11 protein-coding genes are annotated in these 14,772 nt (G+C 71.0%); 2 read left to right on the top strand and 9 right to left on the bottom strand.

Annotated features, from left to right (window positions below; translation table 11 throughout):
- Positions 1–45 precede the first annotated feature (45 nt).
- A complete protein-coding gene (locus ACTMTU_RS20605) occupies positions 46–1,779 on the top strand; it encodes an FG-GAP repeat domain-containing protein (RefSeq protein WP_441265202.1) in 1,734 nt (577 codons plus the stop codon).
- 80 nt (positions 1,780–1,859) lie between these two features.
- On the opposite strand, the gene ACTMTU_RS20610 is transcribed toward ACTMTU_RS20605, so the two are convergent.
- Entirely contained in the window at positions 1,860–2,681 is an 822-nt protein-coding gene (locus tag ACTMTU_RS20610) for a trans-aconitate 2-methyltransferase (protein ID WP_441264970.1), read from the bottom strand.
- A 132-nt stretch (positions 2,682–2,813) separates the two neighbouring features.
- On the opposite strand from ACTMTU_RS20610, the gene ACTMTU_RS20615 reads away from it, so the two are divergent.
- Positions 2,814–3,311 (top strand): MarR family winged helix-turn-helix transcriptional regulator, encoded by a 498-nt coding sequence (locus tag ACTMTU_RS20615; RefSeq protein ID WP_360036542.1) that lies wholly within the window; start codon positions 2,814–2,816, stop codon positions 3,309–3,311.
- On the opposite strand, the gene ACTMTU_RS20620 is transcribed toward ACTMTU_RS20615, so the two are convergent.
- The 8 genes from ACTMTU_RS20620 to ACTMTU_RS20655 form a co-directional block, all read right to left on the bottom strand.
- Entirely contained in the window at positions 3,270–4,070 is an 801-nt protein-coding gene (locus ACTMTU_RS20620) for a LuxR C-terminal-related transcriptional regulator (protein WP_441264971.1), read from the bottom strand. The two genes, ACTMTU_RS20615 and ACTMTU_RS20620, sit on opposite strands and share 42 nt — an antisense overlap.
- Before the next feature lie 392 nt (positions 4,071–4,462).
- Positions 4,463–5,530 carry a galactokinase gene (locus ACTMTU_RS20625; protein ID WP_441264972.1) on the bottom strand — a complete coding sequence of 356 codons (1,068 nt, stop codon included), beginning with the start codon at positions 5,528–5,530 and terminating at the stop codon, positions 4,463–4,465.
- The gene (gene galE, locus ACTMTU_RS20630; protein ID WP_441264973.1) at positions 5,527–6,495 is read right to left on the bottom strand and encodes a UDP-glucose 4-epimerase GalE; all 969 of its coding nucleotides are present in this window, start codon (positions 6,493–6,495) and stop codon (positions 5,527–5,529) included. Before galE ends, ACTMTU_RS20625 begins: the two co-directional genes overlap by 4 nt.
- Positions 6,492–7,535 carry a galactose-1-phosphate uridylyltransferase gene (galT, locus tag ACTMTU_RS20635; RefSeq protein WP_441264974.1) on the bottom strand — a complete coding sequence of 348 codons (1,044 nt, stop codon included), beginning with the start codon at positions 7,533–7,535 and terminating at the stop codon, positions 6,492–6,494. The genes galE and galT overlap by 4 nt, the downstream gene beginning before the upstream one ends.
- Positions 7,536–7,722: 187 nt before the next feature.
- On the bottom strand, positions 7,723–8,418 hold the full coding sequence (locus ACTMTU_RS20640) for a helix-turn-helix transcriptional regulator (protein WP_441264975.1): 696 nt from the start codon (positions 8,416–8,418) through the stop codon (positions 7,723–7,725).
- Positions 8,419–8,668: 250 nt separating this feature from the next.
- Positions 8,669–10,513, bottom strand: a complete 1,845-nt coding sequence (locus ACTMTU_RS20645; RefSeq protein ID WP_441264976.1) for an outer membrane protein assembly factor BamB family protein — start codon at positions 10,511–10,513, stop codon at positions 8,669–8,671.
- Positions 10,514–10,565: 52 nt separating this feature from the next.
- Positions 10,566–12,362 (bottom strand): outer membrane protein assembly factor BamB family protein, encoded by a 1,797-nt coding sequence (locus ACTMTU_RS20650; protein WP_441264977.1) that lies wholly within the window; start codon positions 12,360–12,362, stop codon positions 10,566–10,568.
- Between the two features lie 567 nt (positions 12,363–12,929).
- Entirely contained in the window at positions 12,930–14,735 is a 1,806-nt protein-coding gene (locus ACTMTU_RS20655) for an ABC-F family ATP-binding cassette domain-containing protein (RefSeq protein WP_441264978.1), read from the bottom strand.
- Positions 14,736–14,772 lie beyond the last annotated feature (37 nt).

Below are 14,772 nucleotides of genomic sequence, written 5' to 3' on the forward strand. Positions count from 1 at the left end.
TCGGGCCGTGAAGCGATCATCTTCCCTGGGGGGACTTTGACTTCTGTGAACCTGGGCCGCCGTCCCGCGCCGACGGGCCGGCGCATCGCGGCCTGCACGGCACTCGCTCTCGCCGCGGGCATGCTCCTCGCCACCCCGGCGAGCGCGGATGACGCTCCCGTACGGCCGCTGCCGGCCGAGAAGCCGGCGGCGGACGCCGGCCGGGCGCAGGTGACCCTGCCGAACCTGCGCACCGACAAGGACCGCTCCGCCGCCTCGGCGGACGCGGCGCTCGCCGTGGCGCGGCCGCGCAGCGACGTGGACGGCGACGGCATCAGCGACGTCCTGTACCGGGGCATCGGCGGTCAGTGGTGGCTGGAGGCCTCGGCCTCCGCGGGCGGGGAGTACCTCTTCGACTACACCGAGGAGTCCTTCAAGGACGTGTTCTCCCTCGCCGGGCTGCAGTCCGCGGCGCCGGAGAGCCCGACGCACTTCACCCTGTCGACGACCGGCCGGCTCACCGCGTACCGGTCCGACCTCACGAGCGGCTACTCCTTCTGGTCGGGCAACGGGTGGAACATCTACAACAAGGTGTTCTCGCCCGGCGACCTGACCGGTGACGGCGTCGGTGACGTGCTGGCGCGCACCCACGGCGGCGACCTGTGGCTGTACAAGGGCACCGCGGACCTGTCCACGCCGCTGTCGGCGCGGGTGAAGGTCGGCAGTGGCTGGCAGGCCTACGACCAGATCGTCGGCGTCAACGACGTCAACAACGACGCGATCGCGGACCTGTACGCCCGTACGCCCTCCGGTGACCTGTACTTCTACTCGGGCACCGCGGAGGCCCAGCGCCCGTTCAAGGAGCGGGTCAAGGCGGGTCACGGCTGGCAGATCTACAACACGATCACCAGCTTCGACGACATCGACGGTGACGGTCTCGGTGACGTGGTCGGCCGCTCGCCCTCCGGCACGATCTACTCCTACATCGCCGACGGCACGGGGAACCTCAAGCCCCGTGAGCAGCTCGGCACCGGCTGGGAGGCGGTGTCCCAGTTCGCCGGGGCGGGCAACAACCCGGCGTGGGGCAAGCGCGAGGTCTTCGGGGTCGACAAGTCCGGCGTGCTCTACGCCTACCACGCCCTGAACAACGGCCGGCTCAGCGCGCGCGAGCAGCTCGGCAGCGGCTGGCAGGGCGCGAAGCTGACGCTGTCCTCGTCCGTCGACAACGACGGCTATGCCGACCTGTTCGAGGTCTACGACGGCGGTCTCTACAACCTGTCGTACGGCTACGAGGGCGCCTACCTGGGCAAGGGCTGGCAGATCTACAACGCCCTCGTCGGCCCCGGCGACCTGTCGGGTGACGGCAAGGGCGACCTGCTGGCGCGCGACTCCTCGGGCGTCCTGTGGCTCTACCAGGGCAACGGCAGCGGTACCGCCGTGGCTCCCCGGATCAAGATCGGCACCGGCTGGAACGGCTACAACGCCATCGTCGGCGCAGGTGACATCACCGGTGACGGCTTCGCCGACATCGTGGCCCGCACCCCCGCCGGCCAGCTGTACCTCTACAAGGGCCACGGCCAGGCGGGCTGGGTCTTCGAGTCCCGGCAGCTGATCGGCAGCGGCTGGCAGGGTTACAACAAGCTGGTGGCGCCCGGTGACATCACCGGCGACGGTCGCGCCGACCTGCTGGCGACCACCTCCGGCGGCACGCTCTACCGCTACGACGCCGACGGCAAGAGCCCGTTCAAGCCGCGTGTCTCGATCGGCACCGGCTGGAACACGTACGCGTCCCTGCACTGATCCCGTGTGAGACCGTGAAGCGCCCCCGCCCCCGGCGGGGGCGCTTCACGTTCCCGGGGAAACGGGCCCGGGAGAGCGGGTCACGACACCTTGCGTGCGACGGCGAAGATCCGCCGGAAGGGGAACACCGTGCCGTGGGGGCCGGGCGGGTACGCCTTGCGGAGCAGGTCCCGGTACTGGGCCAGGAACTCCTCCTGCGCCGCCGGGTCGTCCGCGAGCTCGGTGAGCACGGGCCGCAGGGCGGTGCCTTTCACCCAGTCCAGCACCGGGTCCTCGCCGCCGAGGAGCTGGAGGTACGTGGTCTCCCAGGCGTCCGCGTCGCAGCCGAGGTCGGCGAGGCGGGTGAGGTAGTCGGCCGGCTCCAGGATGTGGACGTAGCGCCGGCCGTGATCGCCGAGGCGGGCGCGCCACTGCGGGGTCTCGCAGAGTTCGCCGAGCAGGGCGTGGCTGGGCGAGGTGAAGTTGCCGGGGACCTGGAAGGCGAGGGTGCCGCCGGGGGCGAGACCGTCGAGCCAGACGGCGAACGACTCGGGGTGGTTGGGCACCCACTGGAGGGCCGCGTTGGAGACGATCAGGTCGTAGGGCTCGTCCGGGGTCCAGTGCGCGGCGTCGGCGGGCCGGAAGTCCAGCCAGCCGCCGCCCGCCGTGGTGCCCGCGTACTCCTTCTCGGCCTGGGCGAGCATGTCCGGGGAGAGGTCGAATCCGGTGATGTGCGCGTCGGGCCACCGGTCGGCGAGCAGTGCGGTGACATTGCCGGGGCCGCAGCCGATGTCGGCGATCCGGGCGGGACGGCCGACGGCGGGCAGCGCGGGTATGCGGGCGAGCATGTCCAGGAAGGGACGGGTGCGGTGCCCGGCGTGGCGGAGGTACTGCTCTGGGTCCCAAGTGGGCGCGGAATGCATGCTGAAGTCCCCCTCGCAGGAACGGAAAGCCGAAACGGAAGCGTGTTCCGGCCCGACCATGCCCAATAGTCCACAAAAATATATCTTGACGTCAAGAGACTTCATGTCGACAGACCCTCTACACTGATCGACATGGAGGACGAGGTCGATCGACTGGTCGCAGCATGGCGCCGTGAGCGCCCGGACCTCGACGTGGAACCGCTCGAGGTGCTCAGCCGCGTCTCCCGGCTCGCCCGCCATCTCGACCGGGCCCGCCGAATCGCGTTCTCGGAGCATCAGCTCGAGCCGTGGGAGTTCGACGTGCTCACCTCGCTGCGGCGGGCCGGCGCCCCGTACCAGCTCTCGCCCGGCCAGCTGCTCACCCAGACGCTGGTGACCTCCGGGACGATGACCAACCGCATCGACCGCCTCGCCAAGAAGAACCTGGTCGAGAGGCTGCCGGACCCCAGCGACCGGCGCGGCGTCCTGGTACGGCTGACCCCGGAGGGCCGCGACCGTGCCGATCAGGCACTGGCCGGGCTGCTCGCCCAGGAGCGGGCGATCCTCTCCGAGCTCTCGAGCGCCCAGCGCGCGGAACTGGCCGCGCTGCTACGCCAGTTGACCGCCCCGTTCGACAACATCCCCGGCTAGGGCCGGGCCCGGGCCCAGATCGGCGGGCCCCACACCGGCCCGGCGGGCCAGCGCGACGGCGGCGAGCGTGGAGTGCACGCCCAGCTTCCCCAGCACGTTCTGCATATGCGTACGAACGGTGTGCGGCGACAGGAAGAGGCGCTCGGCGACGGCTTTGCGCCCCAGGCCCGCGACCATGCAGCGCAGCACCTCCTGCTCGCGCGGGGTCAGCGACTCCACCAGCCGCTCGCTCTCCGTGCGGTGCTTGCGTGCCGCGGTCATCTCTCGCAGTACGCCGGTGAGCAGCGCCGGCGCCAGGTGCGTCTCGTCCCGCAGCACCCCGCGGATGACCGCCAGCAGTCGTTGCAGGGAGCAGTCCTTGGCGACCCATCCGGAGGCCCCCGCCTGGAGGGCCAGTGCCGCGCGCCGGGCGTCGTCCTTCTGTGCGAGGACGACCGGACGCAGCGCGGGATGGAGCGAGCGGACGCCCGTGACCAGGGCGATCCCGTCGACGACGGGAGCCGCGCCGGTCTCCGGCACCGCACGGGCGACCGGGGCGGCCCTCGGCGGCGGCACCGCGGCCGACGCACCCAGATCGGCGTCCACGAGCATCACGTCGAACCTGCGGCCTTCCGTCGCGGCGCGTTCCAGGCAGCGCAGCGCCGCGGGGCCGCTGCCTGCCGCGGCGACCTCCACATCGGGCTCCGCCGCCAGGGCCGCGGCGAGCGACTCGGCGAAGATTCGGTGGTCGTCCACGACCAGCACCCGGATACGAACCACAGGACACCCCCAGTGTCGGAGGACGGACCGGCACGGGTACGCCGCCCGGGGGACGGAGGGTACAGCGCATCGCCCGGCCGCCGCCGTGCTGTGACTGATACCCCGCCCCGGGCGCCGTACCCGGCTGTTTCGCCCCCTGATCGACACCGGCCCCCACCGGTGCTGTGGTTCAGAGTACGGACGGGCGCCGGTGACGGAAGGCTATTTGCAGAACTGATCGGCGGCGTTGCTGAGGGTGTGGCGGATGTTCCGAAACGACACCTGAGTGGACATGCGACGACTGGTTCTGCCCGGCCGGCGCGCAGAAAACGACGCGGGGCGGGCCGGGCGCACCCATGGTCGCCCGGCCCGCCCCGCGTTCCTCCCGGCCGGGCTTCCTCGAAGTTCCGCCTCTAGGACAGCCGGCGGGCCCCCGCGGACGGGACGGCGGTGAAGACGCGCGGCTGCTCCAGCGCGGCCGCCGCGAAGGCCTCTTCGACGGACTTCGCCACCAGCGGCGAGGCGGACGTCTCCGTCAGGACGATCGCCGACCCGCCGAAACCGCCGCCCGTCATCCGGGCCCCCAGCGCGCCGGCCGCCAGCGCCGTGTCGACGACCAGGTCCAACTCCCGGCAGGAGACCCGGAAGTCGTCACGCAGCGAGGCATGCCCCTCGGTCAGCACCGGGCCGATGGCCCTGACCTCGCCGGCCTCCAGGTGGGAGATCACCCGCTCCACCCGGTGGTTCTCGGTGACGATGTGCCGGACCAGCGCGCGCACTTCCGGGTCGTCGAGCCGGCCGAGGGCCTCGTCCAGCGCGTCGTACGGGACGTCCCGCAGGGCGTTCACCCCCAGCGCCGCCGCTCCCGCCTCGCAGCCGGCGCGCCGCTTGCCGTACTCACCATCGCTGTGGGCGTGCTTCACCCGGGTGTCCACGACGAGGAGTTCGAGCCCGTGGGCGGCCAGGTCGAAGGGGATCTGCCGCTGGGAGAGGTCCCTGGTGTCCAGGTACAGGGCATGGCCCTCGGTGCAGCAGGCGGAGGCGGTCTGGTCCATGATGCCGGTCGGGGCGCCGACGTAGACGTTCTCCGCGCGCTGGCACAGGCGGGCCGTGCGCCGGCGTTCCAGGCCGAGTTCGTACAGGTCGTTCAGGGCGAGGGCGGTGACGACCTCGATCGCCGCGGACGAGGAGAGCCCGGCGCCGGTGGGCACGGTCGACTCGAAGTGGATGTCGGCGCCGCCGACCCGGTGGCCGGCGTCGCGCAGCGCCCAGACGACGCCCGCCGGGTAGTCGGTCCAGCCGCCGGGGCCGCCGGGGGCGAGGTCGTCGACGCGCAGTTCGACCGGGCCGCCGTCCATGTCCGTGGAGGTCAGCCGCAGTACGCCGTCGTCGCGGCGCGACACGGTCGCCACCGTGGTGTGCGGAAGGATGAGGTTCACCCTGCCGGGTGCCGCCCACACACCCTCGCCCGTGGAACTCATGACCCGTTCTCCCTCCCGCGGGCGAATGCCCAGGCGTCGGACACGATGCCGGCCAGATCGGCACGGCTCGGCTTCCAGCCCAGGCGTTCCTGGGCCCTGGCGGCGGAGGCGACCAGGACGGCGGGGTCGCCGCCCCGTCGCTCCGCGACCACCTCGGGCACCGGGTGACCGGTGACCTCCCGTACGGTCTCGATGACCTCGCGCACCGAGAAACCGTTGCCGTTTCCGAGGTTGCAGATCAGATGTTCACCGGCGGTGGCGGCGTCGAGCGCGAGGAGATGGGCCTCCGCCAGGTCCGCGACGTGGATGTAGTCGCGGACGCAGGTGCCGTCCGGGGTCGGGTAGTCGTCGCCGTACACGGAGATCGACTCGCGCCGGCCGAGGGCGACCTGGAGCACCAGCGGGATCAGGTGCGACTCGGGGTCGTGGCGTTCGCCGTACGCGCCGTAGGCCCCGGCGACGTTGAAGTACCGCAGTGAGACGGCCGCGATACCGTGGGCCGCCGCCTCACCGGTGATCATGTGGTCGACCGCGAGCTTGGTGGCGCCGTAGGGGCTGGTGGGCGCGGTCGGGTCGGACTCGGTGATGGGGGTGGAGACCGGCTCGCCGTAGGTGGCGGCGGTGGAGGAGAAGACCAGTGTGCGCACGCCCGCCGAGCGCATGGCCGCGAGCAGTTCCATCGTGCCGCCGACGTTGTTCGCCCAGTACTTCTCCGGCCCGGCGACGGACTCGCCGACCTGGGAGAAGGCCGCGAAGTGCAGCACTCCGTCGTACGAGGCGTCCAGGTGGCGGGCGGCGTCCTGGATGCGGCCCTCGATGAACCCGGCGCCCGCGGGCACCCCTTCGCGGAATCCGGTGGAGAGGTCGTCGAGCACGGTCACCTGGTGACCGGCCTCCAGAAGGTGCTGTGCCACGACACTGCCGACGTATCCCGCACCACCTGTGACCAGGTACTTCTTGCTCACTCGCTCGCTACCTCTCGCAATCGCGTCGCCGCGGCCTCCGGCGGCACATCGTTGATGAACACGCTCATACCGGATTCGGAACCGGCGAGGAACTTCAGCTTGCCGGAAGTGCGGCGGATGGTGAAAAGCTCGAGATGGAGACCGAAGGCGTCCCTTCCCTCACCTTCGAACGGCGCCTGGTGCCAGGCGGCGATGTACGGCGTGGGCGGTTCGCCGGGCCCGAAGATCCGGTCGAAGCGTCTCAAGAGTTCCAGATAGATCTGCGGGAACTCCGTGCGGGCCGCGTCGTCCAGCGCCCGGAGGTCCGGCACCCGCCGCTTCGGGTGGAGGTGCACCTCGTACGGCCAGTGCGCCGCGTACGGCACGAAGGCGATCCAGTGCTCGCCCTCCAGCACCACCCGCACCCCCTCCTCGCGCTCGCGCCGGACGAGGTCGTCGAAGAGGTTGCGGCCGGTCGCGGCCCGGTGGGCGGCCAGCGAGCGGAGCATCAGCTCGGTCCGCGGGGTCACGAAGGGGTAGCCGTAGATCTGCCCGTGCGGGTGTCCGAGCGTGACGCCGATCTCGGCTCCGCGGTTCTCGAAGCAGAAGACCTGCTTGACCTGGGGCAGTTCGGCGAGCTCCGCCGTGCGGTCCGTCCACGCCTCGAGGACGAGCGCCGCCTGCTCCTCGGTGAGATCGGCGAAGGACGCGTCGTGGTCGGAGGTGAAGCAGACGACCTCGCAGCGGCCCGAGTCGCCGGCCAGCGAGGGGAAGCGGTTCTCGAAGACGGCGACGTCGTAGTCGGCTGCCGGGATCTCGCTGAGGCGGCCGTCGCGCGAGGGGCACAGCGGGCACTCGTCGGCGGGCGGGTGGTAGATGCGGCCCTGCCGGTGGGAGGCGATGGCGACCCGGTCGCCGAGCAGCACGTCGTGCCGGATCTCGGCCGTGGTGGAGACGGCGTCGAGAGGCCGGAGGTCGACGGCGTCGCGGACGGCGTCGTCGCGCGCGTCGTAGTAGAGCAGCTCACGACCGTCGGCGAGCCGGGTCGACGTCTTCTTCACACGGAACTCCCTCACCACTCCCATTCAACATAATCAAACACAAGAAATCACAACTCAACAGCGCGGTCAATGGGTGACCGCAGGCCGGCCCTGTCCGGGCAGCCCGCAGCAGCAAACAAAAGACATCAAGAGACGTGCCCGGCCCCGGGGCGTGACCCCGCAGACCGGCCTGACGGCCAGCCGGGCCCTAGTAGGCCGCGCCGGGACCGGACGTAGTCCCGTACGCCGCGCGGTCCAGCAGACCCGTACGGGCGGCGAGCGCCGCCGCCTCCAGCCGGGAGCCCACGCCCAGCTTCATCAGCACCCGCTGCACATGAGTGCGGGCCGTGCTCGGCGCGATCCCCATACCGACGGCGATCAGCCTGGTGTCCTCGCCCTCCGCGACCCGCACCAGCACCTCCACCTCGCGCGGCGTCAGCAGTTGCAGCAGTCGCTGGCCCTCGTCGTCCGGCTGCGCGACCGGGTTGAGCAGCTCGGCGAACGCGCCCTGGAGCAGCAGCGGCGCCACCACCGCCTCTCCCGCCCGCGCTTTCACCAGCGCCCGCTCCACGCCCTCGATGCGCTCGTCGTGGCGCACGTATCCGGATGCCCCGGCGGCGAACGCCGCCGCTATCCCGCGCGGGCTGGGGACCGGTCCGAGGACCACGACGGCCACCTGCGGCCGTTCCCGTTTGATGCGGACGACCGGGTCGAAGGCGCCGGGCTCCGCGGGCGTCGCCGTGCCCAGCAGGCACACCTCCGGGGCCCTGGCTATCACCAGCTCGGCTGCTCCGGCCGCGGGCGCCGCCGCCGCGAGCACCCGGTGCCCGCGCAGTTTCAGCGCGGAGGCGAGCGCCTCCGCGAGCAGCCTGTGGTCGTCGACCACCATGAGCCGAACGCCCATCGAGCAACCCCCGTCCCGCTGGAGTCGGCCCCCCGGCCGTCCACGGCTACCCCGTCAGTCCCGGCAAGGTACACGCTTGTTCGACATTGCGCGCCCCTAACTCGGCAGAAGCCCCCCGGAATGCCGAATTCTTCACCAAACAGGGCCACTTGAGAGCAGGCGTCAGGAAGACGGTCGGGGTACGACCGCGGCCCGGCCCCTCGCGTCTGCGAGGGACCGGGCCGCGGTGCGGATGAAGCGGTGGAACGGATCAGCTCTTCGGGCCGAAGGAGATCGCCATGAACTTCGACGAGCTCGAGCTGCCCGTGTCGGGCTCGCTCAGGGTGTCGTCCGCGATGAACAGTCGCCCGTTCTTGAAGTGGTACTCCGAGCCGGACTCCACGAAGCTCGTCTCGGCGTCCCGCACCGTCTTGTCCGCCGGGTTCACCAGCAGGACGGTCTCCTTCAGGGTGGCGCCGTTGATGCTGACGACCTGGCCGCCCTTGTCGTAGGGGGGCCACTTGTAGGCGATGATGTTGCCGCCGTCCATGCGCAGCGGCAGCGAGTGGTAGCCATCACCGGCGTCCGCACGGCCGCTGACGGCCTTTCCGGTCGCCAGGTCGAAGGCGATGATCTCGTTGGTGCGCGAGTAGGACTCGCCCGTTCCCTCGTGCTCCTCCGTCGGCAGGTAGATCCTGTCGTTGCCGACGACCACGAACTGGCAGCCCTCGACACCGTCGCTGGCGGAGCACCTCGCGAGGTACTTGTCGCCCGGCGCCGTGATCTTGGCGCGCAGCTTCCCGGTCTTGCCGTCGATCGAGAAGAAGTCCGAGATGCCGAACGTTCCCGTGTCACCGACGTCGGCGGCGACGACCAGCGGGTCGGAGGAGACGATCCGCGCGTCCTCGACACCGGCCGGCATCTTGAAGGACGAGAGCGGCGTGCCGTTCTCCGGGTTGAGCGGCTGGATGGTCACCTGGGCGTTGTCGTACGAGCCGCAGCGGCGTACCGCGACGAGCGCCTTGCCGCCGCCGTAGCCGATGTCCCGGCACTCCTCGGCGTCGACGGTGGGCTTCCAGCGGACGGCTCCGGTCGTCAGGTCGAACGCGGCGCTGCCGCCGAGGTATCCGGCCGCCACCGTGTTGCCGCTGAGGGTGACCTGGTCGAAGCGGGCCTTCTCGTCACCGCTCGCGCCGCCGGTGACGGACTTGCTCCACAGCAGCTTGCCGGCGGTGAGGTCGACGACGCCGACCTCGGAGCACGGCGGGTAGCCCTTGTCGCCCTTGGCCCGCTTCGTGGCCTCGAAGACGACGGCGGTCTTGTTGTCCTCGGTCGTGTGACGCGAGGCGGCACACACCTGTCCGGGCAGGTCGAGGGTCCACAGCACGGTGCCCTTGGCCACGTCGTGGGCCACGATCGAGTTGACGCTCGTCTTGACGAACGCCTTGTCGGTGACCCAGGAGCCCGGCACACCCGTCACGTCGAAGCGCGCGGGGATCGGCAGCTGGAAGGCGACCTTGGAGGCCGTGTCGGCCGGGGCCTTCTCCTTGCCGGGGCCGTCGGGGGCGGCCGGGGCGTCGTCGCCCTTTCCGCCCTTGCCGCCCTCGGTTCCGCCGGAGTTGTTCTTCGCCTCGTCCTGCTTGCCGCCGTCGTCCTTGGTGGACGAGTACAGGAAGCCGCCGCCGATGATCAGCACGATGGCGACGAAGGCGGCGATGACGATCTGCAGTTGCGTCCTGTTCAGCAGTCCGCCGCCCCCGGAGGGCGCGGCCGGCTGCGGCATCATCGGCTGCGTCGGCGCGCTGTACGCGGGCTGCGGGTGGCCGTAGGGCCCGCCCGGCGCCGGGCTCTGCGGCTGCGACTGGGGATAGCCGTAACCCGGCTCGGCGGGAGGCGGCGTCTGCGGATAGCCGTAGGGCGCTCCCGGCGCGGGGGTCTGCGGCTGCGGCGCGGGGGTTCCGTACCCGCCGGCCGGCTGCTGGGGCTCCTTGGCCAGACCGTAGCCGCCGCCCGAGGGTGGGCCGGGCGGCTGGCTCGGGGGCTGGTTCGGCGGGCCGGGCGGCTGGTTCGGCGGCGGGCCGGGCGGCTGACTGGGCGGTGGCGGCGGCTGCGTCATGGCTTGCTTACCTCTGGGGAACGGAAGGTGGGTCCTACGACGGCGGAATCGGTCACTGGCCGAAGCCCATCATGGTCTTCGTCTCCTTCTCGGCCTTGTCGTTGGGCGCGCTCACACGACCGCTGGCGATGAAGAACCGGCCGTCCGCGTACGCCATCTTCGGGGAGTAGAAGGAGTTCTCGATCTCGGCGGTCGAGGCCGGGTGCTGGAGCAGCGTCTTCGGCGCCCCACCGGTCGGCGCGACGGTGGCCACACCACCGCCCGTGTCGTACGAGGGCTGCATGTAGACGAGGACGTTGCCGCCCTCGATGCGCAGCGGCGTCATCTTGCGCTCACCGCCGGCCGGCGCCCGCCAGGCTTCCTTGCCGCTGTCGAGGCTGAAGGCGACGAGCTCGTTGGCCTTGCCGTAGTCGGTCTCCGTGGCCATGTAGAAGTGCTTCGCGTCGGCGGCGACACCGGTGCAGCCCTCGAGGTTCTGACCGAAGATGACGAACGCGCCGCCGCAGCGCGGCTGGAACTTGTCGTTCTTGCCGCCCGAGATCTGCGAGCGCAGCTTGCCGTTGTCGGTCAGCGCGATGATCGACCACTTCTTCTCCGGCTCACGCTGGGTGATGGAGATGACCAGCGGGCTCGCGGAGTAGACCTTGTCGATCTCCCAGCCCTCAGGGGTGTTGTACGTCCACCGGGGCTTGCCGCTGGCGGGGTCGATCTCCTGGAGCTGCTGCTTCGGCTTGTCGTAGTCGTCCGTGGGACAGCTCGCACCGGCCAGCAGCTTGGGGCCGCCGGCGAAGGCGAATGGCTTGCAGCCGCTGCCCGGCTTGCCGAAGAGCTGCTTGCCGTCGGCCATCGAGAAGCCGTAGGAGTTGCCGCTGCCGCCCACCGCGAGCGTGGTGCCACTGATGGCCAGGGTGAAGTCCGAGAGGGAGGCGAACGCGCCGGACGCCTTCGGGATCGGCTTCTTCCAGCCGGCCTTGCCCGTCTTCAGGTCGATCATCTGGAGGTCGTTGCACTTGGCCTTCTCGGTGAGGCCGTCCTTGACACCGATGACGATCTTGCCGTCGGCGGAGGTCTGCGCCGGGGCCGAGCACACCTCCGCGGGCAGCGGCACGCTCCACTTCTTGCTGCCGTCGGTCACCGAGTAGCCGGCGACCTCCCGGTACATGGCCTTGACGACCGTGTCGCCGGCGACCCACGGGCCGAACACCTCGGCGCCGTTGCGGGGCAGGTCGATGTCGTTCTTCGTCAGGAACAGGACCTTGGCCTCGCCGTCCTTGCGGCCGGCGTTGAGGTCGTCGTCGCCCTCACGTCCGGTGCCGCTGCCGTCGCCCTGGTCGACGGACGCGGAGCCGGTCGGCTTCGGGTCGTCGCTGGACTTGCTGACGGTCGGCTTGTCCTCCTTGTCGTCACCACTGCTGACGGCGTACCAGGTGCCACCGCCGACAAGGAGCAGCGCGGCGGCCGACGCGGCCACGATGATGCCGGTCTTCCCCTTGAAGAAGCCCCCGCCGCCGCCGGGTGCGGGCGCGCCCGGGTACTGCGGCTGCGTCGGGTAGCCGCCGTACGGACCCGGCTGGTTGTACGCGCCGGGCTGCTGGTTGTACGGGCCCGGCTGCTGCGCGTAGGGCCCCGGTTGCTGGGGATAGCCGTAGCCCGGCTGGCCGGGAGGCTGCTGCGGGTAGCCGTAGCCGGGCGCCGGCGCGCCGGGAGGCGCCACCGGCGGCGGTCCCTGCGGGGCGGGCGGCGTCTGCGGCGGTTGCGCGGGCGGCTGGGGCTGCTGCGGAGTTCCCTGCTGAGGATCCTGCGGGGCTCCGAAGCCTCCCTGCGGGGGCTGGTTCGGCGGCTGCGTCATGGCGTACTACCTCATGAGTGGGAGATGCGAGTGGGAGTCGGGGATGTCCGGGCGACCCGGACCGCGTTCATCTGCCGGAAGCCGTCACGGTGTTCAGCGGCACCTTCCGCTCACCGCCCGAGGGCGCGGTCACCGGCGCGCCTCCCGCGCGGGGCGGGGATCCGATGCGGTGACGACGCCGCCGGGTGCGGGTGTGCCGGCGTGCACGGCGGACGGCTGCGGCGAACGGGTACGGCCGGCGGATACGCGTGCGGCTGCGGAACCCCGCGCCCATGGTCCGCGGGCCGTGCCTGACCGGACGGCGGCGACTGCCCCATCTGCGCTTCCCCCTTCGTACGGTCTGCTGCCCGGACGAACTCCCCCGCTCCTCCGGCAAGCGCATCGACCGGAAGGAGTGATTCGGACACGAACCCCGTTGTTCAGCATCAGTCGAGCGGGCCTTCTTTGTATCACCCGTGACGAGCGCAGAGCGGGGTCGGTCCTCCCCTGTTCCCAAGGGAGGACCGGGCCGTGATGGGGTTGTTACGCGCTCTGCACGGCTTCTCTACGGCCGGCGGGGGCCGCTCGTCAGGCGTCTTCCGCCAGTTCGAGCCAGCGCATCTCCAACTCTTCGCGCTCTACGGCGAGTTCGCGAAGCTCCGCATCCAGCTTGGCGACCTTTTCGAAGTTTGTGGCGTTATCGGCGATCTGCGCGTGCAGCTTGGTCTCCTTGTCGGAGACCTTGTCGAGCTGCCGCTCGACGCGCTGGAGTTCCTTCTTCGCCGCGCGGGCGTCGGCCGCCGACTTCTCCTTGACGGCGCCGGACGGGGCGGGCGGCGGCGTCGGCACGGCGGCCTCGACCATCCGCGCCCTGCGCTCCAGGTACTCGTCGATGCCACGCGGCAGCATCCGCAGCGTGCCGTCGCCGAGCAGCGCGAACGTGCGGTCCGTGGTCCGCTCGAGGAAGAACCGGTCGTGCGAGATGACCACCATCGTGCCGGGCCAGCCGTCGAGGACGTCCTCGAGCTGCGTCAGGGTCTCGATGTCGAGGTCGTTGGTGGGCTCGTCGAGGAAGAGGACGTTCGGTTCGTCCATCAGCAGGCGCAGCAGCTGGAGCCGGCGCCGCTCACCGCCCGACAGGTCGCCGACGGGCGTCCACTGCTTCTCCTTGCCGAAGCCGAACTGCTCGCACAGCTGGCCCGCGGTCATCTCCCGGCCCTTGCCCAGGTCCACGCGGTCACGGACCTGCTGGACCGCCTCCAGCACGCGCAGCGCGGGCGGCAGTTCGGTGACGTCCTGCGAGAGGTAGGCGAGCCGTACGGTCCTGCCGACGGTGACCCGGCCCGCCACGGGCTGCTCCTCGCCGCCGGATTCGGCCGCCGCGGCGAGCGTACGCAGCAGTGAGGTCTTGCCCGCCCCGTTGACACCGACCAGACCGATGCGGTCGCCGGGGCCGAGCTGCCAGGTCAGATGCTTCAACAGCACCTTCGGGCCGGCCTGGACCGTGACGTCCTCGAGGTCGAACACCGTCTTGCCGAGCCGGGCGGACGCGAACTTCATCAGCTCGGACGTGTCACGCGGCGGCGGCACGTCGGCGATCAGTTCGTTCGCCGCCTCGATGCGGTAGCGGGGCTTGGACGTACGGGCGGGGGCGCCGCGCCGCAGCCAGGCCAGCTCCTTGCGCACCAGATTCTGCCGCTTGGTCTCCTCGGTCGCGGCGATCCGCTCCCGCTCGGCCCGTGCGAAGACGTAGTCGGAGTAGCCGCCCTCGTACTCGTACACGTCGCCGCGCTGCACGTCCCACATGCGGGTGCAGACCTGGTCGAGGAACCAGCGGTCGTGGGTGACGCAGACGAGCGCGGAACGGCGCGTCTGAAGATGCCGGGCGAGCCAGGCGATGCCCTCGACGTCGAGATGGTTGGTCGGCTCGTCGAGGACGATCAGGTCCTGCTCCGCGATCAGCAGCTTGGCGAGCGCGATACGGCGGCGTTCGCCTCCGGACAGCGGTCCGATGACGGTGTCGAGCCCCTGCGGGAAGCCGGACAGGTCGAGCCCGTCGAACAGCCCCGTCAGCACGTCCCTGATCTTGGCATTGCCCGCCCACTCGTGGTCGGCGAGGTCCCCGATGACCTCGTGCCGGATCGTCGCCTCCGGGTCGAGCGAGTCGTGCTGCGTCAGCACGCCGAGCCGCAGCCCGCCGCTCTGGGTGACCCGGCCGGTGTCGGGCTCCTCGAGCTTGGCGAGCATCCGGATGAGGGTGGTCTTCCCGTCGCCGTTACGGCCGACGACGCCGATGCGGTCTCCCTCCGAGACGCCGAGGGAGACCCCGTCGAGCAGGGCGCGTGTTCCGTACACCTTGCTGACTGCCTCGACATTGACCAGGTTGACGGCCATTTCTCTCCTGACAGGGGGAACGATCGACCTCCCAGCC

The sequence above is a fragment of the Streptomyces sp. OZ13 genome, from assembly GCF_052068155.1.
In the GTDB taxonomy this organism is placed as follows: domain Bacteria; phylum Actinomycetota; class Actinomycetes; order Streptomycetales; family Streptomycetaceae; genus Streptomyces.